Origin of the sequence: Stenotrophomonas sp. AN71 (assembly GCF_050435725.1) — a bacterium.
Classification (GTDB): domain Bacteria; phylum Pseudomonadota; class Gammaproteobacteria; order Xanthomonadales; family Xanthomonadaceae; genus Stenotrophomonas.
The window spans coordinates 45,909-67,580 of sequence record NZ_JBNDKU010000001.1; the positions used below are offsets into that span (position 1 = coordinate 45,909).

Consider the following 21,672-nt stretch of genomic DNA (forward strand, 5'->3'; position numbering starts at 1 on the left):
CAGGAGCCGACCGGATGTCCACGACCTTTGCCCGCGCCACGCTATGCGCCGCGCTGCTGGCCACCCCCATGCTGGCGGCGGCCCAGGGCTCGATCCTGCCGCAGCAGCGTGACGCCGCCGGCAATGTGATGGAGCCGCTGGGACAGGTGCTGGAACAGAGCGGGCAGGGTGACGCGCGCATGCACTACTGCACCCTCGACCGTGCCTGGTGCGCGCGCGTGCAACCGGTGGCCGAGGACGGCGACCGGCCGACCTCGCTGGAAGTGTCCGAGACGGTGCCCGGCGAAAGCGAGCCGCACGTCTACCACGTCAGCATCGACGTGCCGCAGGAAAGCGAGCTGTCGCTGTGGCCCTGGATCGTGCGCCTGGCGCCGGGCGTGGGCAGCGATGAAACAGTGAGCGACCCGCGGCAGCGCGCCCGCCAGAACGTGCTGGTGGGCGGTATCGTCAGATTCAGCACGATGTACTCAGGCGGTGGTGCCGACGCGTCCACGCTGCAGCTGGCGCGCGTGCGTCATCTGCAGGATGACATCCAGGTGGACGACGACGTGCTGACTCTGCCATGGCAGGGCAATGCGATGATCCGCGCCTGTTTCAGCGAGCAGGACATGAAGCAGCGCGCCGGCGCCTGCCACGACGAGTACGGCTTCTCGGCGAAGCTGGCGCTGGATGCCGCCGCCAACGGCATGCCGGTGCTGCGCTACCAGACCGTGGCCACCCGGTTCCCGGCCGGTGTTTCGCGCTTCGAGGATTCGCTGGCCAAGGGCCCGCTGAAGAAGAAGGACCTGCGCAGCGAGCAGGACCCGGCGTGCAGCTATACGCGGTTGTTCCGCTTCAGTGACGGGGTATTCCATCCCGACCAGGCGCTGCCGGACTGCGCCGGCTATACCGAGCCTTGAACCCTGTAGAGCCGAGCCATGCTCGGCTACCACGAAAGAGCAGCCGAACGTGCGCCCGGCTCTACAGAAACCTTCTGCGGCGCTTACTCGCAGCGGGTAGCGGTGATGATGTTGTCCTTGTCCACGTACACGCGCAGACGGTCGGTGCGGATGTCCTTGGTGGTGATGGTGGCCGGGCCGATGGGGTTGACCATGCCGGCGCCGCTTTCGCTGGACAGGCGGCGGATGTTGGGTTCGTTGGCCGGTTGGCCGATCGCCCAGCCGAGCTGGCTGGCGTCGCAGTGGCCGGTGCCCTTGACCTGCGGGCCAGGCGTGCTGACGCAGGCCGACAGCAGCAGGGCCGAGGCAGGCAGCAACAAGGACAAACGGAAGGCGGGCATGGGAGCGCTCCTGCGCGGGGAAGATGGCCGGAACGATAGCACCCGCCGCGCGAAAGGCGTCAGCGACCCGGTCATTGCCGGCACAGCAAAGCCATTGCATAGTGGTAGGGATGGCTGGCAGCACGCCGGCAGGCAGGCCGGGCCATTCCGGTGCAGGTGTTGGACACGGTATGACGGCAGGCGCGTTCCGCAGCAAGGGCAAGACGATCACGGCACTGGCGTTGTCGGTGCTGGGCGTGGCGTTTGCCGCCTCCGCCGCCGAACCGGTACCGGTGGCATCGGCCGACGCGCCGGTGTTTGGTGCCTGGCGCAACCTGCAGACCGAGGTCGGCTACGCACCGGCCCAGCGCAACCTGGCGTTCGCCATGCTGCCGCAGGCGGCTACCCGCGGCGATCGATTCGCCATTCTCGATCGCGAGGGCAAGCGCCCGGTGTGTTGCCTGCAGGTGGCGAGCCCCTCGCTGGGCGTGGCCGCGCTGCGTGAGCAATACCACCTGCCGCAGGCCTGGGTGACCGACCTGAGCAATGGCCGCAGTCCGGCGCGTCCCTATATGCCGCACGTGTACGCGATGCAGCGGGTGGACGAACTGGCCGACTACGGTTTCGCCGATGTACCCGGCGCCTACAGCGACCTGGGCGGCCTGCTGGTTCCAGAAGGGGCTGCACTGGAGGCCGATGGCAACACCCTGCGCCTGGGCGACAGCCATTATCTGCTGCAGTTCCAGCGCCTGCCGCAGGCCGATGACGACGGCGCGCTGGACCGTTACACCCTGCAGGCGGGCGAGGGCGTGGCCCCGATCGTGGTAGAAGTGCCGTTCGGCACCTACTGATTGCAGCGTTGCACTGGCTAGAATGCAGCGCGGCACCGTCTGCCGTGCCTGTTCCGTGAGCCGTTGCCGTGTCCCTGCGCCCTTTGCTGCTGCCCGTCCTGCTGCTGTTGTCTGCCTGTGCCAGCGTGCCGGCGCCAGCCCACTCCGATGCGCTGTGGCGCCTGATCGAGCGTGACTGCCAGGGGGCCGAAGGTCCCCGTGGCAGCTGCCTGCGGGTGGAGACGGCTGCCGACCGACGCGACGTGCTGGTCAAGGATGCGCACGGTGACTATCAGTTCCTGCTGATGCCGCTGGACAAGCTCAGCGGCATCGAGAGCCACGCTCTGTACCAGCGCGGCGCGCCGAACTACTTTGCGGCTGCCTGGCAGGCGCGCGACCATACCGAACAGGCGCTGGGCCAGCCGCTGCCGCGCAACGTGGCCAGCCTGGCGTTGAACTCGCCGCACGGCCGTTCCCAGCACCAGCTTCACATCCATGTCGACTGCCTGCGTGCGGATGTGCTGCAGGCATTGGATGCACAGGCCGGCGCCCTTGGCCCGCACTGGTCGCCGCTGCCGGTGCCGCTGCGCGGCCATTCATACCGGGCCTACCTGCTGCCAGGTGCCGAGCTGACCGCCAACCCCCTGAATCTGCTGGCCTATGGTCTCAGCGGCGTGGACGACGTCGGTCAGTGGAGCCTGGTGGTAGCCGGTCGCGACGATGTGCAGGGTGGCCCCGGTTTCATCCTGCTGGCCACCCGCGTGGACGCCGCCAGCGGCAACGATGCCAGCGGCGAGGAACTGCAGGACCATGCCTGCTCGGTGTTGACCGGCGCCGGCGCTACGCTGGAACGCGTGCGCTAGCCGATCCGCTGCTGGCAGTTGCGCCAGACCGGCGCAGTGAGCGCCAGCAACTGGCGGTCCTGCCATCCTTCCGCGTCCAGATGGTGGTCGCGCAGTACGCCTTCCCGGGTGAAGCCCAGGTTCTGCAGCGCCTGGGCGAACGGCGTGGTGCAGGCCGGCGGCAGCAGCACGAAGACGCGATGCAGGCCGACATCCTCGAACAGGAACGGGCACAGTGCCTGCAGCGCGGCCTGCGGATAGGCGTGCTGGTGCTGCAGCGACTGCAGTTCGGCACAGCGCGAATGCTGTGACTGCAGGCGAACCTGCAACTGGTCGAGCAGTGCGCCCTGGGTGTCATCGAACACGCCCAGCACCAGCTGGTCATTGTCCTGCTGCAGGCGCGAGCGGTGGATGCTGGCCAGGAACCGTGCTTCTTCGTCAACACCAGGGGGATGGCGCTGGCCGCGCTGACGGCGGTCGTCGAAGATGCGCCAGCGCGGCAGGTCGGTGCGCTGGAATGAGCGGAGGGTGATCGGTGCGGCCTGCAGCTGCAGCAGATGGCGGCGCAGGACCGGTCGCAACGGGGCGAGGTGTGAGTTGGGGACGCTGTTGTTCATTCCGGCACGATGGGAGGACGCGCGCGGCCATGCCATTCAATTCGTTGCAAAAATCCGGTTGCAAAGCGAACGGGTCTGATTCGGTTCAGGCATAAGCCCATCAGGGCTGGTCATTTCCGTTGAAACCTCCCATTCAGGACACTTTCGTTACGGGATCGTTATGCGTCGCACAGAGCGCTGCCCCCGTACTCTCCGCCACTCCCCCAGGAAGCCCATGTCCGCCTCTTACAAGGCGTTGCGCCCGCGTCCGCTGGTGCTCGCGCTGTCGTCCCTGATGCTGGCCTCGCTGCCGGCCTTCGCGCAGGAAAGCGCACCCGTCTCGCTACAGGAAGTGAAGGTCACCGGCTCGCGCATCCCGCGCGCCAGCGTCGAAGGGCCATCACCGGTGACGGTGATCAGCCGCGAGCAGATCGACGCCCAGGGTTACCGCAATGCCTTCGATGCCCTGAGTGCGCTGACCGAGAACACCGGCAACGTGCAGGGCGAGGACTTCGGCAATACGTTCACACCGGCCGCCAACACCATCAACCTGCGCGGTCTCGGCCCGAACCGCACGCTGGTGCTGGTCAATGGCCGCCGTCAGGCCGACTACCCGCTGGCCTACGAAGGTTCGGTGAACGTGGTCAACCTGGCCAACATCCCCAGTGCGCTGATCGAGCGGATCGAGGTGCTGGCCGCGGGCGCGTCGGCGGTGTATGGCTCCGACGCCATCGCCGGCGTGGTCAACATCATCCTCAAGGACCGCTTCGACGGCGTGGACGTGAACGTACGTGCCGGCGGCACCCAGCAGGGTGGTGGTGACAACCAGCGCGTGCAGGTGGTCGGAGGCAGTTCCGGCGAACGCTGGGAGGGCCTGTTCGGCTTCGAATTCGACGTACGCAAGGCGATCCATGCGCGCCAGCGCGACTTCATGGACTCGCTGGACGATGATCCGAGCGGCAAGGCGCCGCAGGCGACGGCGATTGCCTACCGGCGCAATGCCGCCACCGGGCGCAACATCGACCCGGGCGTGAACGGTTGCGACGCCGCATCGGACATCTACGGGGGCAGCGTGTTCCGCGCCAACAACCCACGCCAGGGCTGGTACTGCGGCAGCAACGAGGCCGCGGCGAGCTACTGGACCGTACAGACCCAGAAACGCAACCTCAACGGCTATGGCCTGTTGACCTTCCATCTGGACGAGCACACCGACCTGTTCGCCGACGTCGCGGTGGGCAGCGCACGCATCTACAACAACACCCGTGCCCCGACCTGGACCTCGGCACGCAACTACTTCTACAACCAGACCACCGGCAACCTGGAAAGCTGGTACCGTCGCTTCGCACCGGAGGAAATCGGCGGCCTGCCGCGCAATGCCAATCGCTTCCTGGAAAACTCGTGGTCGTTCAATGTCGGCGCACGCGGCCAGATCGGTGACAGCGGCTGGGATTACGAAGCGGTCTACAGCCGTTCGCGCTACGAGAACCGTACCCGTCGCCCGGTGCTGCTGGCCGGCATCAATGAGTACCTGCTCGGCCCGAAGCTGGGCGTGCGCAACGGCGTGGAGGTCTATGCGCCGGACCCGGCGCGCCTGTTCCAGCCGCTGACGCCGAACGAGTACCAGGGCCTGTCCGGTTACCAGGAGAGCCGCAATGCCGCGTGGCTGCAGACCTTCAGCGCCACCGTCAACGGCCGCCTGTTCGCGCTGCCCGGCGGTGACGCCGCGCTGGCGGCGGTAGTCGAGGCCGGCAGCCAGGGCTACCGCAACCGCCCGGACCCGCGCCTGGGCACCGGCGAGTTCTGGAACACCAGCGCCGGCATCGGTGCCGGTGGTGATCGTGATCGCTACGCGGCTGGCGTTGAACTGCAACTGCCGTTGCTGCAGTCGCTGACCACCACCCTGGCCGGGCGTTATGACCAGTATCGCGCCGGCGGCGAACACATCGGCAAGGCGACCTGGAGCGTCGGCGTCGAGTTCCGGCCGATCGAGAGCCTGCTGATCCGCGGCTCCGCGGCGACCAGCTTCCGCGCACCAGACATGAACTACGTGTTCGCCACCGAGACCCGAGGCTACAACCCGGGCATGACCGACTACTGGCGCTGCCGTACGGCCGGCCAGGCGTACGCCAACTGCGACTACAACGGCCTGTCGATCGATTACAGCAACCGCGCCAATCCGCAGCTGCAGCCGGAAACGGCCAAGTCCTATGGTTTCGGCGTGGTGTGGTCGCCGTTGGCAGGGCTGGACTTCAGCGCCGATTACTACGACATCCGCATCGACAACGAAGTGACCAGCCTGGACACCAGCCGCATCCTGCGCGACGAGGCCGATTGCCGGCTGGGCCGCACGCTGGGCGGCGAGGCGCGCGACCTCGCGTCGCCGCTCTGCCAGGACGCGCTGTCGCGGGTGATCCGCAATCCGTCCACTGCCACGGTGCAGCCGGACCAGGTGACCCGTGTACTGATCAACCCGATCAACGCCGCGTCCGAATCGGTACGCGGCCTGGACCTGAAGGGCAACTGGCGTTTTGACGCCGGCCGTTATGGCCGCTTCACCACGCGCCTGGCCTACACCGTGGTGCTGGAGCACACGTACAAGCAGTTCTCCGACGACCCCGAGCGTGACATCCGCAATTCGCTGGATGACTACCAGTGGCGCAGCAAGGCCAACGGCAGCATCACCTGGAACCAGGGCGACTGGACTACGACCCTGTACGGCAATCGTTTCGGCTCGTTGCCGAAGACCGATGGCAGTGGCCGCATCGCGCCGTACATGACCTACAACGCCAGCGTTTTCCGCCAGTTCGGCGAGAACCTGTCGGTGGGTGTGATCGTCAACAACCTGCGCGACAGCCGCCCGCCGGCGGACAGGAATGGCGGCGGTTGGCCGTTCTATCCGGTCGGCAACTACGACCCGTATGGCCGCCAGTACTGGCTGCAGCTGGACTACCGGTTCCGCTGATCCGGCAGGAAAGCGGAAGGCCCGGCATGACCGGGCCCTCTGCTGTTCCACTGTCCGGTGTCGTTACATCTGGTGGCCGCCTAGGGCAGCGCCTGCAGCAGGTATGACTCGATGACGTAGCTGAAGGGCTGCTGCTGGCGGTCACGCAGCAGCGCACGCACTTCCAGGATCACACCGTGGTCGCCTTCGCCGCGCGGCGGCCAGAAGGTCTGGTCGGCCAGGGTCTGACGCTGGAAGCCGAGCGGGCCGACCACACGGCCGAACGGCTCGTCAGTGCTGTCCAGCACCTGGTTCATTGCCGGGCTGAGGTGGCCGGGCAGGTACCAGTTGTCGGCCTCGGACAGCACGCGGCTGCCGCAGACCAGCTGCACGCGGCGGTAGCGCAGGGCGGTGCCCGGTTGGGTCGCGCCCAGCGCCTGCACCACATCGGCGGGGGCCGGCTTGTCCTGGCCGTGCACGCGCACCGCACGCACCCGCGCCTGTTCGGCCAGGCCGTGCTCGGCGCACCAGTGTTCCAGGGTGGCGGTGGCGCTCTGCCCGGACAGCACACGCTGATGCAGGCGTTCGACCAGCGCAGCCGGCGCGATGCGTTGCTGGCCCGGCGGCGCCTGCAACGGCGCGGTGGCCGCCGCATCCGTGGCGGACAGGCTGGCGATCGGGGCGGCGGCGAGCAGGGACGCGGCTTGCCAGCGGCGGAGACGATCGTGGCGGTCGGACGGGCCCATGCGGCATCACAACGGAAACAGGGGGCTATGGTACCCGTTCAGGGGTATGCACGGCGTAGCTGCGACCGGCCGTCGCAGGGTCATTCATCGTTCTGATGAATGCGTTGCATGTAGATATTTCGTTGGCCGATGGTTGCGGTGGGGGGCACGATGGCGCCCTGTTCTGGTTTTCCGGGAGTTTCCGATGACGCTTCAGTTCGTTCATGGGGGTGTCGACCGCGATGGCGCGCCGCTGCATTTTCATATCCGTGACGGACGCATCAATGGCCTCAATGAGGATGCCGCGCCGCGCCAGGGGGCGGAAAGCGTCGACTTGCAGGGCTTTACCGTCCTGCCAGGCCTGATCGATGGCCACATCCACCTGGACAAGAGTTTCGTGGGTGACCGCTGGCACCCGCATCAGCCGGTCAACAGCCTGCGCGAGCGGCTGGCGGTGGAAAAGGCCGCGTTGGCGACGGCCGCGCCGATGGTTGATCGTGCCGAAGCGCTGATCCGCCAATGCAGCAGCTTTGGCACGGTGGGCATGCGCTGCCATGTCGATATCGATGGCAGTACCGGCCTGCGCCATCTGGAGGCTGTGCGCGAGGCGGCGCTGCGTTGTGCCGACATCATGCGCATCCAGCTGGTCGCGTTTCCGCAGGCGGGCGTGATGTCCTGTGCTGGCACCGCCGTGGTGCTGGAGCAGGCCGCCGCCGCTGGCGTGGAGGTGCTGGGCGGCATCGATCCGACCACGCTCGATGGCGATGCGGAAGGCCAGCTGGCGCTGCTGTTCGGCCTGGCCGAGCGCTACGGCGTGCTGCTGGACATTCATCTGCATGAGCCCGGCGAGATCGGCCTGGCCCAGCTGCAACGCATTGCCGCGCGCACCCGCGCTGCCGGCCTGCAGGGACGGGTGGCGGTAAGCCATGCGTATTCGCTGGGCGAGGTGCCGCTGGTGCGCGCGTTGCAGGTGGGTGAAGCGCTGGCCGTCGCTGGCGTGGCGATCATGAGCAACGCACCGGGCGACCATCCGTTCCCGCCATTGCGCGCGCTGCATGACGCCGGCGTGCGTGTGTTCGCCGGCAACGACAACATCCGTGACTGCTGGTGGCCGTATGGCAATGGCGATCTGCTGCAGCGGGCGATGCTGCTGGGCTACCGTTCCGGCTTCCATACCGATGCCGACCTGATGCTGGCACTGGACATGGTCAGCACCCATGCCGCGCAGGTGATCGGGCTGCCGCAGCACGGCATCGGCGAAGGCCGGCCGGCGACCTTCGTGGCGGTGCGGGCCGATCATGGCCCGGCTGCCGTGGCCGGGGTCCCGGCGGAGCGCCGGGTGGTGGTCGATGGTCGTTGGCGGTAAATCCACGCCGTGCGTGGATGGAATGCGATCATCGCCGGCGCGCGTCGGTCAGGCGTAGTCGTCGGCGCGGGTGGCGACGAACTCTTCCAGCCACGCCAGCAGATGGGCAATGTCGATCACCTGGCCCTGTTCAACGCGTTTGAGCAGCAGGGTGCTGGCGCCGATCTGCAGGCTGCTGTCGGCGTAGCGCAGCACCGCATCGATGCCCCACGCATCGGTGACCTGCATCCAGGCCAGGCCCGGCACGCGCTGGGCCAGCGTATCGCCGAACGCTACGCCCAGTGCTTCCCAGCCCTCGCAGTCGTCACGATCGATCAGCTCGGCATCGACCACACGCTGCAACATGGTGGCCGTCAGCGGCCATTGCGCCGGCAGTGTGGGGAAACCGGCGGCCACGCGTGTGGCGATCTGCGATCGCTGGTGTTGCAGATGGGTCTGCAGGGCCGCGGGCAGGGCGTCGAAGCGGGTGGGGGTCTGGTCGGACATGGCAAAGCGCCGTGGGGCACGGAAACAGCGGGCACTCTAGCCGGCGATGAACCCCCGTGTGGAACAGGTCTGACCAGATTTCGATGATCGATGTGCAAGTTCCATCCACGTGCGGTGATCAATCCGGTTCGCGCTGCACCTGCCGCCACAGCTCGCTGGCCAGCGCACGCACGGCCTCATCGGCGTCGGTACGATGCAGCAGGCCGATCTCGTAGTTGTCGATGACCGGCAACCCACGCTCGCCGTCGATGATGCGGTGTTCGCGGCTGACCGCGCGGCGCGGCAGCAGGCTGATGCCGATGCCATCGGCGACCGCACCCTGGATGCCACTCAGCGACGAGCTGGTGAAGGCGATGCGCCAGCGCAGGCCCAGAGCCTCCACCGCTTGGATCATCTCGTCGCGGTACAGCCCACGCGGTGGAAAGGTGACCAAGGGCAGCGGCTCATGCTGCAGGCAGCTGCTGCGTCGGCTGTCGATCCAATGCATCGGCTCGCGCCGGCAATGCACCGCCTGACGGCTGTTGCGGCGCTGCTTGACCAGCACCAGGTCCAGTTCGCCATGGTCGAAGCCATGCGCCAGGTCGCGGCTGAGGCCGCTGCTGATCTCCAGTTTCACCTGCGGGTGATGGCGGCTGAAGGCGGCCAGCATGCGCGTGGTCTGCGCGTTGACGAAATCCTCAGGCACACCGATGCGCACCGCGGTTTCCACGGTGGCGCCGGCCAGCGCCTGTGCCATTTCCTCGTTGAGGTCGAGCATGCGCCGCGCGTAGCCGAGCAGGGTGTGACCGGCATCGGTCGGATGCACATCGCGGTGGCCACGTTCCAGCAGGCGATGCCCGGCCAGTTCCTCCAGCCGCCGCACCTTCTGGCTCACGGTGGACTGGGTCGAATGCAGGCGGGTGGCCGCGGTGGTGAAGCTGCCGCAGTCGGCCACCATCACCAGCGCGCGCAGCAGGTCCAGTTCGAACAGCGTTCTATTCGATTTGGCACTGTCTTGCATTTGAACATTTCACTTCTGGATACCAGGACCGACTTCTACCATGCAGGGCAGGGGCCGGCAATGCCCGGCCGTTGCGAGCGCCGCGCTGTGTCGCGGCGACGGACAGGAGGAGACACCGACATGCGCTTCCATCGTTGCTCTGCCTGGCCTGCGCCGTTGGCGCGCGTGCTGATGTTGTGCCTGCTGATCATGTTCACGCCCGCCTGCACCGCCACCTCCAGGGCCGACGCCGATGCCAACCTGCGGGATGCCGCCAGCCGCGGCGACGCCGAGGCCGTGCGCGAGGCGATCGGGCAGGGCGCTGATCTGGAGGCACGCGACGGCCAGGGCCGCACCGCGCTGCTGCTGGCTGCCCATGGCAACAACGTGGACGCCGCACGCGAGCTGATCGAAGCCGGTGCCGACGTCAACGCCAAGGATGCACTGCAGGACAGCGCTTACCTGTACGCCGGTGCGCGTGGCCTCGATGAGATCCTGGCGATGACGCTGGCGCACGGCGCCGATCTGCGCAGCACAAATCGCTATGGCGGTACCGCGCTGATTCCTGCCGCCGAGCGTGGCCACGTCGCCACCGTGCGCACGCTGCTGCGCGCAGGCGTGGCGGTCGACCATGTCAACCGCCTGCACTGGACCGCACTCCTGGAAGCGATCCTGCTCGGCGATGGAGGGGCGCGTCATGTGCAGATCGTGCAGTTGCTGCTGGACGCCGGCGCCGATCCCGAGCTGGCCGATGGCGATGGCATTACGCCGTTGGCCCACGCGCGTCAGCGTGGCTACTCACAGATTGAAACCCTGCTGCGCCAGCACGGCGCGGCGCGCTGAAGACCGACCCCTTCCACTCCGCACGCTGGGCGTGCCCACCAGGATGCTGTCCATGTTCCGTTCCCGTCCGCTGTCCCTCGCCATTCTTCTTGCCGTTGCACCGCTGTCGGCCGCAGCGGCGGAGCGCGCCGATCTGCTGATCCGCAACGCCACCGTGGTCGATGTCGAGCACGCCCGCAGCCTGGTGGGGCAGAGCGTGGTGATCCGTGGCGAGGACATCGTCGCGGTCGGTCCGGACGCGCAGCTGCGCAGCCAGTGGAAGACCGCCCGCCAGATCGATGCCAACGGCAAGTACCTGATTCCGGGGCTGTGGGACATGCACGTGCACTTCGGCGGGGGGCCGGCGCTGATCGAAGAGAACAAGGCGCTGCTGCCGCTGTACATCGCCCATGGCATCACCACCGTGCGTGACTGCTCCGGCGACCTGCCCGAGCAGGTGCTGCAGTGGCGGGGCGAGATCGCCAAGGGCACCCTGTTCGGCCCGCGTCTGCTCAGTTCGGGCGCGAAGATCGAAGGCATCAAGCCGGTCTGGAAGGGCACGATCGAGGTGGGCAGCGAGGCCGACGTCGACCAGGCGATCAGCCGCCTGCAGCATGACAAGGTCGATTTCGTGAAGATCACCGACAGCACGTTGAAGCCGGAGCTGTTCCTGTATTCGGCCAGCGCCGCGCGCAAGGCCGGCTTCAAGGCTTCCGGCCATATCCCGATGGCACTCACCGTGGAGCAGGCCGTCGATGCGGGCCTGGCCTCGATCGAGCATCTGGACTATGCCTTCAAGGCCGGCAGCAAGGATGAGGCGAAGATTGCGGCGGACTTCGGCGCTGGCCGCATTGATCGCGCCGAAGCCAACCGGCGCCTGGATGCCAGCTTCGACCGAGATACCGCGATGCACGCCTACCGTGATTTCGCCAGGCGCGGCGTGTTCGTGACCCCGACTCTCAACGGTGGCCGCATCCTCGACTTCCTCGACCAGGATGACCACGCCAACGATCCCTACCTGGCCTACATCGGCCCGGGCCTGCGTGCCACCTACCAGTGGCGCGTGGACCGTGCAGCGAAGGCCACGCCGGTACAGATCGAGGCGCGCCATGCGCAGTACCACCAGGTGGCTGCGGTGCTGCCGATGCTGCAGGAGGCGGGCGTGACGATCATCGCCGGCACCGATGCGGGCTTCCTCAACTCGTTCAACTTCCCGGGCATTGCCCTGCACCAGGAGCTGCAGCTGTTCGTGAAGGAGGGCCTGAGCGCACCGCAGGCGCTGTCGGCCGCGACCCGTTCCGGCCCGGCCTGGTTCGGCCAGATGGACCGCTACGGCGGCGTCGCGCAGGGCAAGGCCGCCGACCTGGTACTGCTGACCGCCAACCCGCTGCAGGACATCGCCGCGACCGAGAAGATCGACAGCGTGATCCTGCGCGGCAACGTGTATGACCGTGCGGCGCTGGACAAGATGTTGGCCGAGACCAAGGCCAAGGTGGCGGCGTGGAATGCCGAGGCTGCCAAGGCCGACTGATGGCCCGGGGCCGGATCCCTTTCCGCGGGAAAGGGATCCGGCCCCTTCATCGATCGAAGCCCTTGCTTCCGGCACGGGAAGGAAACAGCGCGGACGCCTAGCATGGTGCCCGGTTCCTGTTCGATGCCGTGCATGTCTGTTTCCCCTGCTTTTCTCTTGCCCGCACCTGAAACGCCGCTGTCGCTGCCACGTCCGCGGTGGGTGATGCTGGCCCTGTGGGGGCTGCTGATCGCCACCGCGATACCCGCCGTGCACCTGAGCCAGCAGCCGGGTGGCCTGTTGCCGGCGGCGCTGTTCATCCTCGGCGCCGAGTTGCCCTGGATGCTGGCGACGCCACCGTTGTGGGCGGCTTGCCGGCGCTGGCCACTGCCAGGACGGCGTCACCTGATCGGCTGGTTGCTGTTGGGGCTGCTGCTGACTCCGGTGTTGACCGCGCTTGGCTGGGGGCTGGGCCATCTTCTGCTGCAGCTCTGGCAGGCGCAGCCGCTGCCATCGCCCGCACAGGTGGTGCGCGCGATCGGCATTACTGCACTGTTTGCATTGCCCACCGTCATCGCGGTGGCCGGCGTCGGTCATGGGCTGGCCTGGCTGCAGCGCCTGAGGACGCAGACAGAAGCGCTGCAGCTCGCCCGCGAAGTGGCCCTGCGGCAACATCTCCAGCATCATTTCCTGTTCAATGCGCTCAATGCCATCGGTGGCTTGGCGCTGCTGCGTCCGCAGGCGGCAGACGCCGCACTGGTGCAGTTGTCTTCGCTGCTGCGCGACACCCTGCAATGCCCGCCGCAACGTCCTTTGGCCGATGAGCTGGGGGCGGCGCAGGACCATGTGGCGCTGCAATCGCTGCTGCGCGACGAGGCGTTGCATCTGCACCTGCAGGCCAGTGCGCAAGCGTTGGCCTGGCTGGTGCCGGGCCTGCTGCTGCAGCCATTGATCGAGAATGCGCTGCTGCACAGTGGCTGGCAGCCCGGGGATGCACCGTTGCACATCGAACTGCGCGCCACGGTGGAGGCCGGCATGCTCGGTGTTTGGATTTCCAATCCGTGCCTGCGACCCTCCAGCAGCCGTGGGCTGGGCAGCGGACTCGATGCGGTGCGTCGCCGGCTGGCGATGGTGGGAGGCCAGCTGCAGGCCTCGCACGTCGGCAGCGGCTACCGGGTGCATCTGAGCGTGCCGGGAGCGCGGACGTGACCCGCCCGCTGAGTGTACTGGTGGTGGATGACGTGGCACTGGCGCGTGCCCGGCTGCGTCAGCTGCTGGCCCGGGTTCCACAGGTGAGGGTCGATGCCGAGGCGGCCAGCCTTGCGCAGGCGCGCGAACAGCTGCGCGGGCGCCACTTCGACGTGCTGTTGCTGGACCTGGTACTGCCCGATGGCCGCGGTTGGGAGTTGCCGCAACAGCAGCCGGCGCTGGCTGTGCACACCATCTTCGTGACCGCACTGCCGCAGCATGCGCTGCGCGCCTTCGAGCTGGGGGTGGCCGACTACCTGCTCAAGCCGGTGGCGATGCCGCGGCTGCTGGAGGCGATCGAGCGCGCGCGGCGCTTGGCCGGGTTGGTCGAGCCAGAGGTGGAAAGCGCAAGGACGCTGGCGGTACCAGGGGCGGGAGGCGTGCAATATCTGCCGCTGGCGCAGATCGATTACATCGACATGGCCGGTCACTATGCATGCGTGCATGTGGGAACGCAGCTGCATCTTCTGCGCGAGTCGCTGGCGCAACTGGCCGATCGGCTGGCCGAGGGTGGACTGTTGCGCGTGCATCGTTCGGTGATGGTCAATCCGCTGCGCGTGCAATCGTTGATCGAGCGCCACAACGGCGATGCGTTGCTTGAACTGGCCGGCGGTGTACGCGTGCCGGTCAGCCGCAGCTATCGATCCACCTTGGAGGCGGCCCTGGCGGCGCGTGCCTGAATCACGGCCGGTGCCAGCGCTGGCACGGTTGATGCCATCGGCAGCAGGATGTGCACCGCGAGGGACGGCACGGCGACACCCTGTGGTTTTCCAGGTTGGGGGCAGGGCATGCGGAGCTGTTGGGGCTGGTTGCTGGGGGCATTGGCATTGCCGGCGATGGCCGAGGTGCGCGTCGAAGTGCAGGACCACCAGGGGCGCGCCGACCGTGTCCCATCGATCACCATCGAGGGCCTGGCGGCTGCCGAGCCGTTGCAGCTGAGGTTGTCCCTGCAGGACAGCCGTGGACAGCGCTGGCAGTCGCAGGCATTGCTGCGTGCCGACCTGCAGGGTGTCGTCGACACCGACCGCAGTGGTTCGGAACAGGGCACCTATCGCGGCGTCGATGCAGGCGGTCTGATCTGGTCGATGCGACCGCAGGACGGGCGAGCCGCAGCACTGCCCCTGCAGTGGCCACGGAGTGCCGATGGCATGGGCTTCCAGCCGCGCTCGTTCGAACTGGAGGTGGAACGGGCCGGTACCGTGGTGGCACGGCGTACCCTGCAACGCCATCTGATGCTGCCTGGCGTACAGGTGCGACGGGTGGAGGTCGGCGGTCGCGAGGCGCACCTGTATCTGCCGCCCGAATACACGCCCAGAACACGCGGTCCCGCGCTGGTGGCGTTGGGAGGGGCCGAAGGAGGATTCGAAGGCGGCGATGCCTATGCGGCATGGCTGGCCAGCAATGGATATGTCGCGCTGTCGATCGCGTGGTACCGCGGTCCAGGTGTGCCGAAGGACCTGATCGAGGTGCCACTGGAAACGGTGCGCGACGCAGTGCTGTGGCTGCAGCGGCAGCCGCAGGTGGATCCGCAGCGGGTCGGGCTGCTGGGCGGTTCGTGGGGCGGCATCGTGACCATGGCCACCGCCGTGCATCTGCCGCAGCTGCGCGTTGCGGTTTCCTGGGTCGGCACCCCGGCGCCGTTCCGTGGCATCGCCCGCGATGTGGCCCCGGCCGATTTCCGCGCGGTGGATCATTCGCCGTTGAGTTGGCAGGGCAGGCCGTTGCCCTGGCTGCCGTACCGTGAGGACGTGGATTGGGGACGGCCCGGCCCGCAATGGGAGCCGGCCCTGCGCCAGGCCATGCTGCCGATTGAAAGGATCACCGCGCGCACGTTGTGGGTGGGCGGTGGAGACGACCGGCTGGGTGATTCAGGCGTGATGCTGGCGGTTGCGCAGCGAACGCTGGCAGCGGCCGGGCGCGGAGATCGGGACCGGTTCCTGTACTACGGCGATGCCGGCCACCTGATCACGCCGATCCTGCAACCGACCAGCCATCGCCACGATGTGGGGCCGTATCTGCAGGTGGGTGGGACGCCTGAAGGACACGCACGCGCCGATCGCGAAGTGGGCCCCGCGGTGCTGGCGTTCCTGGCCGAGGCGTTGTGACGATGCGTGGCCGGTTTCATCCACGCATGGCGTGGATCTACTGATCGCGGGGGCCACACGTCCCATCGCCACGATGTGGGGCCGTATCTGCAGGTGGGTGGGACGCCTGAAGGACACGCACGCGCCGATCGCGAAGTGGGCCCCGCGGTGCTGGCATTCCTGGCCGAGACGTTGTGACGATGCGTGGCCGGTTTCATCCACGCATGGCGTGGATCTACTGATCGCGGGGGGCACGCATCAGTCCAGCCCGGTGTCGTCCAGGCTGATGATGCCGCGTCGCAACGCCTGGGTGACCGCATGGGTGCGGTCGCCGACGCCGAGCTTGTCCATCAGGCTCTTCATGTGAGCCTTCACCGTCTGTTCGGAAATCTGCATGCGTTCGCCGATGCGCTTGTTCGACAACCCGCCGGCCACATGCCGCAGGACTTCGGTCTCGCGGGGCGACAGCCGGTCTTCCACCACGTGTGTGGCGATGCTGGCGGCGACCGCCGGTGGGATCGGTGCGCGGCGGCCGCCGGCGACCATGCGGATGGTGTCCACCAGTTCGTGGCGCAGCATGTCCTTCAGCAGATAGGCGCTGGCACCGGCCTGCAGCGCACGCACCGCGCGCACATCGCCGCGGTAGGTGGTCAGCACGATGATGCGCGCGCGCGGGTCGAGTGCACGGATCCGCATGATCGCCTCCACGCCATCCAGGCGCGGCATCTGCAGGTCCATCAACACCACGTCCGGCTGCAGCTGCTGGTAGCGCGCGATGGCCTCCTCGCCATCGGCGGCTTCGCCGAGCAGGCGCAGGTCGGGTTGTGCGCCCAGCAGCGCGGCCAGACCATCGCGCAGCAACGGATGATCGTCGACCACGAGCACGCCGATCGGGGTAGGGGTCTCAGTCATGGTTCGGTCTGCTCCAGGGCCAGCGCCAACGGGAGGCGCGGCGGTGATACAGGCGCCGTGCGGGAACCGCCAGCGCCACTTCGGTACCCAGGCCGGGGCGGGTCCACAGCTGCAGCTCCGCTCCAAGCCGATGCGCTCGCTCGCGCATGCCCTGCAGTCCCCAATGCCCATGGCCGGCATCCTCGTCTGTGATGCCAACGCCATCGTCGCGCACGTGCAGCATGAAACAGCGCGTGCCATAGGACAGTTCCACTTCGATGGCGCTCGCATCGGCATGGCGCAGTGCGTTGCGGATCGCCTCGCGGCCGATCAGGAACACCTCTTCGGCGGCGTCGGTCTGCAGTGGTGGCGTTGTACCCTCCACGGTCAGGCGCAGGGGATTGGTGCCGTGACCGGCATACTCGGCATGCACGTCCGCCAGCGCGGAGGCCAGGTCGCGGCCAGCGAACGGACCATCGCGCAGCGCGTTGACCCGCTCACGGCCCTCGGCCAGGTTGCGCTCGGCCAGCTGCATGGCGGCCTCCAGCTGGCTGCGCACTGGCTCCGGTGTCTGCGCAGACTGGCTGATGGCATGCAGGCGCAGGATCAGGCCCTGGCTGCCCTGCAGCAGCGTGTCATGCAGGTCGCGCGCGATGCGTTCGCGCTCGCCATTGCGTTCCTGCAGGCGCGCGCGGAACAGCGCCGCCAGCTGGCCACTGCGGATGCGCACCGCCATCACCAGCAGTGCCAGCACGGCAACCGTGCACAGCAGCTTGAACCACACCGTCTGCATGAAGGTGGGCGCGATGCGGAAGCTGCGGCTGGCCGGCGTGGTACTCCAGATGCCGTCCTCGTTGGCGGCTTCGACGTCGAACCGGTAGCTGCCTGGCGCGAGATTGGTGTAATACGCACGCGTGCTGCTGCCTGCGTCCTGCCAGCCATCGTCGACACCGGAGAGACGGTAGCGGTAACGGTTTCGCTCCGGGCGTGCCAGCGACAGCGCGACGTAGTCGATCTGCAGCTGGCTCGTACCCGCCGGCAGGCGCAGGCCGTCATGCAACAGCTGGCGTTCGCTGCCGTACAGAACATCACCGATGCGCACGCTGGGCGGTGTGGTGTTGACGTGCGAACGGGTGGTGTCCAGCCACGCCAGGCCCTGGTTGGTGGCCAGCCACAGCAGCCCGTCATCGGCCAACGCGGCGGTGGAGATCGGTCCGCTCTGCAGGGCGATGCCGGGCATGCCGTCCACGGCATCGAACAGGCGCGGCGTCACCTGGGATCCCGTGCGCAGTGCGCGGCGCAGCTGGCTGCTCTCCAGCCTTACCAGACCACGGCTGCCGTTGAGCCACAGATGTCCCCCCGCATCGGCCACCATGCCGGTGATGCCTTCGAGCACACCGGCCATATCGGTGCGCACGGCAACGAACCGCCCCTCGCCAACGCGTGCGGCCAGCCCGGCTTCGCCGGCCACCAGCAGCAGGTCCTGGCGCTGCAGCACGGCGGTCACCGGCCCTACCGACAGCCCCTGCGTTGCGCCGAAGGTCTCCACGCCCGTCGTGCCCATGCGGCGCAGGTGACCATCGGCGTAGCCCAGCAGCAACTGGCCGTGGCCGTCCAGCGCCAGCGAGGAGCAGGCCTGCTCGGGCAGGCGAACCTCGCGCTGCCATTGGCCCTCCCGATAGTGCAGCACACCGCGTTCGCCGGTGCATACCCAGGCCTGCGTGTCGTCGGGAAAAAGCAGCGCATGCAGAGGCTGCCCGGTGAACGGTGCGGGCAGCGGAATCAATGTGGTGCGGCCTTCGACGGTGCGCGCCAGGTTGACCCAGTCGAACTGCCAGATCGGTGTGGGCGCCTGGCGTGCCGCGGCCTGCAGCTCCGCGGCGCTGCCGTCCAGCAGGGTGCGGCGCAGGTCGTAGGGCTTGAGGTCTTCGCCGTAGCCATAGACCCGTCCATCCCGGGTACGCACCAGCGAGCGGTAGGGATCACTGGGGCCGACCGCCAACGTGTGCACGCTGCGCGCGCGGAAGCGGTTGAGGCCCAGGTTGGTGCCGACCCAGAGATTGCCCTCGCGATCGGCGATGATCGGCACCGCCGAGGTGGCAGTCAGGCCGTGCGGCGAATCAAACCGCTCCATGCGCACGGCCTGCGTGCCTTCGAAAATGATCCGGGCCACACCGCCATGCGGGCTCATCGTCGCCCACAGCGCGCCGTCCGTGGTGAACTGCAACCGCGTTGCGACCAGATCCGGCAGCCGTCGCGCTTCCCGTTCATTCTCCGCCAGCAGCCCCTGTGCATTGGCCAACGGCGAGGTGCCGCGCACCCGGTCGGCCAACCACACTTCCCCCTGCGGGCTTTCCACCAGCGTGGCCATCTGCGAGACCTCGATGCCGGTGTCCTGGAAGCGTGTCTGGCCTGCAGTGCGCATCCAGATCTTCAGGTCGGCCAGCACCCAGAAGGTGTGCCGGCTGTCGTGCAGCGCCCATTGCACGCGGTGTTCCGGCAGCCCGGCGGAGGCGGGCGGGGCTTGCCAGCGTTGGCCATCGAACCAGCGCAGTCCACCATTGATCGCTGCCCACAGTCGGCCTTCGTGGTCCTGGCTGAAGTGCGGCACCACGCCGACCGGCACGCCCTGGTCGCGGCCGTAGTTGTGCAGCTGGCCGAGTGCGAACTGGCTGATACCGGCCTGGAAGTAGCCGATCCACAACGCGTCGTCGGCGTCGCGCGCCAGGGTGACCATGTTGGTGGAGGGGTAGTGGCTGCCGGCCGGTGCGGCCTGGCGTTCGAAGCGGCGGCCATCGAAGCGGTAGAGGCCTGAACCGGTGGCCAGCCACAGCAGGCCATCACGGTCCTGGGCGATGTCCCAGATGTCACCGGGCGCGCCCTGTCCGACGCGCCAGGCGGTGTGCTCGTAACCGGGCAGGCCGCCGCTCACCGGCGGGCGCTGCACGGCGAGGGCGGGCAGGGCGGTCCACAGCAGCAGGCACGTCAGCAGCGTCGGCAGGCGATGCAGGAAGGGGAAGGGGCGGCCACGCATGGCGGGCATTCTGGCAGGTGCGGGGCAGGCCGGGGTGACCCGAACGGGGTAGGCGCGCGGCGGCGCCGTCGGCTATCACGCCGGCATGTCCCCACGCTGGCATGTTCTGTGGAGGTTGGCGATGCAGCGCCTGTTTGTGATGTTTCCCGACCGAGGGCCGGGCCTGGGTCTGCTGTGGCTGCGCCTGTGCGTCGCCGCTGCCCTGTGCACCCCGGGCGCGCACGCGGGGTGGCTGACGGTGCTGTGCCTGCTGGCGGTGACGATGTTGCTGCTGGGCGCATTGATGCCGTTGGCGGCTGCCTTGGCTGCGGCAGGTCTGTTCGCGCAGGACCTGCCCTGGCCACTGGTACTGATGCCGTTGGCGCTGCTGGTGCTGGGGCCAGGCGCCTATTCGTTGGATGCGCGGGTGTTCGGTCGCCGCGTGCTTGGGCGGCGGCCTCCCCCATTCGGGTAGGTGCTGGCCTCGTCCGACGGGGGTAGGGCATCTCGTGCGGTCCGCGCACCATGGGCCACCCCCTCGCGGCGTCTTCCATGGCCACCGTTTCTCCGCCTGATTCGCCGGTCGTATCACTGGCACCGCAGCAGGCCGTCGCATTGCAGCGCGCCCTGCGCTACATCGACGAACACCTGTCGCAGCCGCTGCGGGTGACCGATCTGGCCAACGCCGCCTGCGTCAGCCGCTTCCATCTGGTGCGGCTGTTCCGCAGCGGTACCGGCGCCAGTCCCCTTCGGTACGTGCGCCGCCGCCGCATCGAGCGCGCGCGCCAGTTGTTGCCGGGTGCCCATCTGCCGATGGCTTGCGTGGCGCAGCAGCTGGGCTTCTTCGACCAGAGCCATTTCGTCCGCAGCTTCCGCGCGGAAACCGGCTGCAGTCCCAGCCAGTTCCTGGCCGGCGACGCCGCGTTGTTGCTTCCTCTTGATCCTGCTTCCCACGGAGTCCAACCATGAACCCTGCTACCGCCACGGCTGCCCCGGCCCTGTTGTCGCCAACCGATCACGCCCTGGTGCTGATCGACTTCCAGTCGCAGATGGCATTCGCTACCCGTACCATCGACATCTCCGCGCTGCGCAACAACGTGGCGTTGATCGGCAAGGGCGCCAAGGGCTTCAACGTGCCGGTGGTGCTGACCACGGTGGCGGAAGCATCGTTCTCCGGCCCGATGTTCCCGGAGCTGCCGGCGATCTTCCCGGGCCAGCCGGTATTCGACCGGACCTCGATGAACACCTGGGAGGACCAGCCGGTGATCGATGAGATCAACCGCATCGGCAAGCGACGCCTGGTCATGGCCGGGCTGTGGACCAGCGTCTGCATCGTCGGCCCGGTGCTGTCGGCGCTGGCGCAGGGTTTCGACGTGTTCGTGATCACCGACGCCTGTGGTGATGTCAGCGAGGAAGCACATGAACGCGCTGTCACCCGCATGGTGCAGGCCGGCGCGGTACCCATGACCAGCGTGCAGTACCTGCTGGAGCTGCAGCGCGACTGGGCACGGGGCGAGACTTATGAGCTGACCACCGGTATCGCCCGCGACCACGGCGGTGGCTACGGCATCGGCATCCAGTACGCCAAGCGCATGTTCGGCGCACAGGAAGGCGGGCACTGAACATGCTGGCCGGCCATGGCCTCGACCTGGCCCTGCTGATGCTGCGGGTGGCGGCAGGTGGATTCCTGCTGCCGCATGCGCTGGGCAAGCTGCTCGGCTGGTTCGGTGGCCCTGGATTGAGCGGTTTCGCGGCTGAGCTGCGCGGCTTCGGGTTGCCGGCGGCGCCACCACTGCCTGTGCTGTTGGCCCTGCTGCAGGTGCTGTCCGGACTGGCCGTGCTGCTGGGCTGGCAGACCCGCATCGCCGCGCTTGCGGCGGCCGCCTTCATCGGCTTCACCATTCTGTTGGCACTGCCCAAGGGCTGGTTCTGGATGCGCGGCGGCAGTGAGTACCCGGTGATGTGGACCGCGGTACTGCTGGCCCTCGCGCTGGCCGGGCCCGGCGCCTGGGCGCTGGACGGCCAACGACTTCCTGGAGACCCCGCATGAGCCACGATCCGCCTGATCACGGCCGCCGCAA

Annotated in this window: 21 protein-coding genes; 14 read left to right on the top strand and 7 right to left on the bottom strand. The window is 68.0% G+C overall.

Features of this window, described 5'->3' with window-relative positions; translation table 11 throughout:
• Positions 1-14 precede the first annotated feature (14 nt).
• Positions 15-899: a hypothetical protein gene (locus tag ABH900_RS00215; RefSeq protein WP_429620134.1), complete on the top strand. Its 885-nt coding sequence runs from the start codon at positions 15-17 to the stop codon at positions 897-899.
• Between the two features lie 83 nt (positions 900-982).
• On the opposite strand, the gene ABH900_RS00220 is transcribed toward ABH900_RS00215, so the two are convergent.
• A complete protein-coding gene (locus ABH900_RS00220) occupies positions 983-1,279 on the bottom strand; it encodes a hypothetical protein (RefSeq protein ID WP_429620136.1) in 297 nt (98 codons plus the stop codon).
• A 170-nt stretch (positions 1,280-1,449) separates the two neighbouring features.
• Between ABH900_RS00220 and ABH900_RS00225 the strand changes: the two genes are divergently transcribed.
• Positions 1,450-2,109 (top strand): decarboxylase, encoded by a 660-nt coding sequence (locus ABH900_RS00225; RefSeq protein WP_429620138.1) that lies wholly within the window; start codon positions 1,450-1,452, stop codon positions 2,107-2,109.
• 68 nt (positions 2,110-2,177) lie between these two features.
• Positions 2,178-2,951: a CDP-diacylglycerol diphosphatase gene (locus ABH900_RS00230; RefSeq protein ID WP_429620139.1), complete on the top strand. Its 774-nt coding sequence runs from the start codon at positions 2,178-2,180 to the stop codon at positions 2,949-2,951.
• Here the strand turns inward: ABH900_RS00230 and ABH900_RS00235 are convergent.
• Positions 2,948-3,547, bottom strand: a complete 600-nt coding sequence (locus tag ABH900_RS00235; RefSeq protein WP_429620141.1) for a GNAT family N-acetyltransferase — start codon at positions 3,545-3,547, stop codon at positions 2,948-2,950. The two genes, ABH900_RS00230 and ABH900_RS00235, sit on opposite strands and share 4 nt — an antisense overlap.
• A gap of 214 nt (positions 3,548-3,761) precedes the next feature.
• Between ABH900_RS00235 and ABH900_RS00240 the strand changes: the two genes are divergently transcribed.
• On the top strand, positions 3,762-6,488 hold the full coding sequence (locus ABH900_RS00240; RefSeq protein ID WP_429620143.1) for a TonB-dependent receptor: 2,727 nt from the start codon (positions 3,762-3,764) through the stop codon (positions 6,486-6,488).
• Between the two features lie 80 nt (positions 6,489-6,568).
• Here ABH900_RS00240 and ABH900_RS00245 read toward each other — a convergent pair whose 3' ends face one another.
• On the bottom strand, positions 6,569-7,213 hold the full coding sequence (locus ABH900_RS00245) for a hypothetical protein (RefSeq protein ID WP_429620146.1): 645 nt from the start codon (positions 7,211-7,213) through the stop codon (positions 6,569-6,571).
• 184 nt (positions 7,214-7,397) lie between these two features.
• Here ABH900_RS00245 and ABH900_RS00250 point away from each other — a divergent pair, with 184 nt between their 5' ends.
• Complete coding sequence (locus tag ABH900_RS00250; RefSeq protein ID WP_429620149.1) at positions 7,398-8,558, top strand: amidohydrolase family protein; 1,161 nt, start codon at positions 7,398-7,400, stop codon at positions 8,556-8,558.
• A gap of 48 nt (positions 8,559-8,606) precedes the next feature.
• On the opposite strand, the gene ABH900_RS00255 is transcribed toward ABH900_RS00250, so the two are convergent.
• Entirely contained in the window at positions 8,607-9,044 is a 438-nt protein-coding gene (locus ABH900_RS00255; RefSeq protein ID WP_429620151.1) for a DUF3806 domain-containing protein, read from the bottom strand.
• A 118-nt stretch (positions 9,045-9,162) separates the two neighbouring features.
• Complete coding sequence (locus ABH900_RS00260; RefSeq protein ID WP_429620152.1) at positions 9,163-10,044, bottom strand: LysR substrate-binding domain-containing protein; 882 nt, start codon at positions 10,042-10,044, stop codon at positions 9,163-9,165.
• 120 nt (positions 10,045-10,164) lie between these two features.
• Here ABH900_RS00260 and ABH900_RS00265 point away from each other — a divergent pair, with 120 nt between their 5' ends.
• The 5 genes from ABH900_RS00265 (at position 10,165) to ABH900_RS00285 (ending at position 15,708) form a co-directional block, all read left to right on the top strand.
• Positions 10,165-10,866 (top strand): ankyrin repeat domain-containing protein, encoded by a 702-nt coding sequence (locus ABH900_RS00265; RefSeq protein WP_429620154.1) that lies wholly within the window; start codon positions 10,165-10,167, stop codon positions 10,864-10,866.
• A gap of 52 nt (positions 10,867-10,918) precedes the next feature.
• The gene (locus tag ABH900_RS00270; RefSeq protein ID WP_429620156.1) at positions 10,919-12,376 is read left to right on the top strand and encodes an amidohydrolase family protein; all 1,458 of its coding nucleotides are present in this window, start codon (positions 10,919-10,921) and stop codon (positions 12,374-12,376) included.
• A 156-nt stretch (positions 12,377-12,532) separates the two neighbouring features.
• Positions 12,533-13,564 (top strand): sensor histidine kinase, encoded by a 1,032-nt coding sequence (locus tag ABH900_RS00275; protein ID WP_429620158.1) that lies wholly within the window; start codon positions 12,533-12,535, stop codon positions 13,562-13,564.
• A complete protein-coding gene (locus ABH900_RS00280; protein ID WP_429620160.1) occupies positions 13,561-14,283 on the top strand; it encodes a LytR/AlgR family response regulator transcription factor in 723 nt (240 codons plus the stop codon). The genes ABH900_RS00275 and ABH900_RS00280 overlap by 4 nt, the downstream gene beginning before the upstream one ends.
• Positions 14,284-14,391: 108 nt before the next feature.
• A complete protein-coding gene (locus ABH900_RS00285; protein ID WP_429620162.1) occupies positions 14,392-15,708 on the top strand; it encodes an acyl-CoA thioesterase/BAAT N-terminal domain-containing protein in 1,317 nt (438 codons plus the stop codon).
• Between the two features lie 237 nt (positions 15,709-15,945).
• On the opposite strand, the gene ABH900_RS00290 is transcribed toward ABH900_RS00285, so the two are convergent.
• Together ABH900_RS00290 and ABH900_RS00295 are read right to left on the bottom strand one after the other, a co-directional pair.
• Positions 15,946-16,599, bottom strand: a complete 654-nt coding sequence (locus ABH900_RS00290; protein WP_429620164.1) for a response regulator — start codon at positions 16,597-16,599, stop codon at positions 15,946-15,948.
• Positions 16,592-19,621 (bottom strand): two-component regulator propeller domain-containing protein, encoded by a 3,030-nt coding sequence (locus ABH900_RS00295; RefSeq protein WP_429620166.1) that lies wholly within the window; start codon positions 19,619-19,621, stop codon positions 16,592-16,594. Before ABH900_RS00295 ends, ABH900_RS00290 begins: the two co-directional genes overlap by 8 nt.
• Before the next feature lie 112 nt (positions 19,622-19,733).
• On the opposite strand from ABH900_RS00295, the gene ABH900_RS00300 reads away from it, so the two are divergent.
• From ABH900_RS00300 to ABH900_RS00315, 4 genes are all read left to right on the top strand, one after another.
• A complete protein-coding gene (locus ABH900_RS00300; RefSeq protein ID WP_429620168.1) occupies positions 19,734-20,066 on the top strand; it encodes a hypothetical protein in 333 nt (110 codons plus the stop codon).
• 77 nt (positions 20,067-20,143) lie between these two features.
• Entirely contained in the window at positions 20,144-20,560 is a 417-nt protein-coding gene (locus ABH900_RS00305; protein WP_429620170.1) for a helix-turn-helix transcriptional regulator, read from the top strand.
• A complete protein-coding gene (locus ABH900_RS00310; RefSeq protein ID WP_429620172.1) occupies positions 20,557-21,213 on the top strand; it encodes a hydrolase in 657 nt (218 codons plus the stop codon). Before ABH900_RS00305 ends, ABH900_RS00310 begins: the two co-directional genes overlap by 4 nt.
• A gap of 2 nt (positions 21,214-21,215) precedes the next feature.
• The gene (locus tag ABH900_RS00315; RefSeq protein WP_429620174.1) at positions 21,216-21,641 is read left to right on the top strand and encodes a DoxX family protein; all 426 of its coding nucleotides are present in this window, start codon (positions 21,216-21,218) and stop codon (positions 21,639-21,641) included.
• The last annotated feature ends 31 nt before the right edge of the window (positions 21,642-21,672 follow it).

Coding starts and splice junctions, on each gene's coding strand:
- ABH900_RS00215 (WP_429620134.1), top strand. CDS start 15: ATGTCCACGACCTTTGCCCGCGCCACGCTATGCGCCGCGCTGCTGGCC.
- ABH900_RS00220 (WP_429620136.1), bottom strand. CDS start 1,279: ATGCCCGCCTTCCGTTTGTCCTTGTTGCTGCCTGCCTCGGCCCTGCTG.
- ABH900_RS00225 (WP_429620138.1), top strand. CDS start 1,450: ATGACGGCAGGCGCGTTCCGCAGCAAGGGCAAGACGATCACGGCACTG.
- ABH900_RS00235 (WP_429620141.1), bottom strand. CDS start 3,547: ATGAACAACAGCGTCCCCAACTCACACCTCGCCCCGTTGCGACCGGTC.
- ABH900_RS00240 (WP_429620143.1), top strand. CDS start 3,762: ATGTCCGCCTCTTACAAGGCGTTGCGCCCGCGTCCGCTGGTGCTCGCG.
- ABH900_RS00245 (WP_429620146.1), bottom strand. CDS start 7,213: ATGGGCCCGTCCGACCGCCACGATCGTCTCCGCCGCTGGCAAGCCGCG.
- ABH900_RS00250 (WP_429620149.1), top strand. CDS start 7,398: ATGACGCTTCAGTTCGTTCATGGGGGTGTCGACCGCGATGGCGCGCCG.
- ABH900_RS00255 (WP_429620151.1), bottom strand. CDS start 9,044: ATGTCCGACCAGACCCCCACCCGCTTCGACGCCCTGCCCGCGGCCCTG.
- ABH900_RS00260 (WP_429620152.1), bottom strand. CDS start 10,044: ATGCAAGACAGTGCCAAATCGAATAGAACGCTGTTCGAACTGGACCTG.
- ABH900_RS00265 (WP_429620154.1), top strand. CDS start 10,165: ATGCGCTTCCATCGTTGCTCTGCCTGGCCTGCGCCGTTGGCGCGCGTG.
- ABH900_RS00270 (WP_429620156.1), top strand. CDS start 10,919: ATGTTCCGTTCCCGTCCGCTGTCCCTCGCCATTCTTCTTGCCGTTGCA.
- ABH900_RS00285 (WP_429620162.1), top strand. CDS start 14,392: ATGCGGAGCTGTTGGGGCTGGTTGCTGGGGGCATTGGCATTGCCGGCG.
- ABH900_RS00290 (WP_429620164.1), bottom strand. CDS start 16,599: ATGACTGAGACCCCTACCCCGATCGGCGTGCTCGTGGTCGACGATCAT.
- ABH900_RS00295 (WP_429620166.1), bottom strand. CDS start 19,621: ATGCCCGCCATGCGTGGCCGCCCCTTCCCCTTCCTGCATCGCCTGCCG.
- ABH900_RS00300 (WP_429620168.1), top strand. CDS start 19,734: ATGCAGCGCCTGTTTGTGATGTTTCCCGACCGAGGGCCGGGCCTGGGT.
- ABH900_RS00305 (WP_429620170.1), top strand. CDS start 20,144: ATGGCCACCGTTTCTCCGCCTGATTCGCCGGTCGTATCACTGGCACCG.
- ABH900_RS00310 (WP_429620172.1), top strand. CDS start 20,557: ATGAACCCTGCTACCGCCACGGCTGCCCCGGCCCTGTTGTCGCCAACC.
- ABH900_RS00315 (WP_429620174.1), top strand. CDS start 21,216: ATGCTGGCCGGCCATGGCCTCGACCTGGCCCTGCTGATGCTGCGGGTG.